This window comes from Acinetobacter lwoffii (genome assembly GCF_024129715.1).
Lineage (GTDB): Bacteria > Pseudomonadota > Gammaproteobacteria > Pseudomonadales > Moraxellaceae > Acinetobacter > Acinetobacter lwoffii_U.
In genome coordinates this window covers 1-669 of the sequence record NZ_JAMXXM010000067.1, presented here as the reverse complement: position 1 = coordinate 669, position 669 = coordinate 1, and the positions used below count along the sequence as shown (strand labels likewise).

The following is a 669-nucleotide window of genomic DNA, read 5'->3' as shown; positions in this document are numbered from 1 at the left end:
CTGGCAAAAGTTGAAAGTTATTCTGCGTAATTTATCCATTCACCACAACTCAAATTTACGCAATTTTATTGAAGCTATTCTCTATAGAATTAGAACAGGCTGTCCGTGGCGAGATATTCCTTGTTGTTTTGGTCATTCCAACTCTATTTTCAAACGTTTTAATCGTTGGTCAAGCAGCGGTAAGTTACTTAGATTATTCAAATTACTAGCCTCATGCCCCGATATGGAGTGGATTTTTATTGATGGCTCTCATGTACGTGCTCATCAACATTCTGCCGGTATAGCGAATCAATCTATTTCTAAAAGTGTAGGAGGAAACTCCTCAAAAATACATTTGATTGTTGATGCACATGGCAATCCTATTGATTTCATGATTACCGATGGAACCACACATGATGTTAAAGTTGCACCTGATTTAATATCAACATTAGATTTAAAAGAGACAAAAGTGGTATGTGCAGATAAAGGCTATGATTCAGAACCACTGCGTGAACAGATCAGGAAAACAGGGACTAAAGCGAATATACCAAAGAAAACAAATAGCCAATCGAACAATGACCATATGGACTGGTATTTATATAAAATCAGGCATTTAGTTGAAAATATGTTTTGTAGATTAAAGCAATTTAGAGGAATAGCTACTCGATATGACAAGCTCAAAAGAAATTA

At 35.4% G+C, this 669-nt stretch carries 1 protein-coding gene; it reads left to right on the top strand.

Annotation, left to right across the window (positions count from 1 at the left end; all coding sequences use genetic code 11):
• Positions 1-669, top strand: a 669-nt coding sequence (locus NI462_RS14915) for an IS5-like element ISAba31 family transposase (RefSeq protein WP_253161236.1), incomplete at both ends; no start/stop codon positions are given.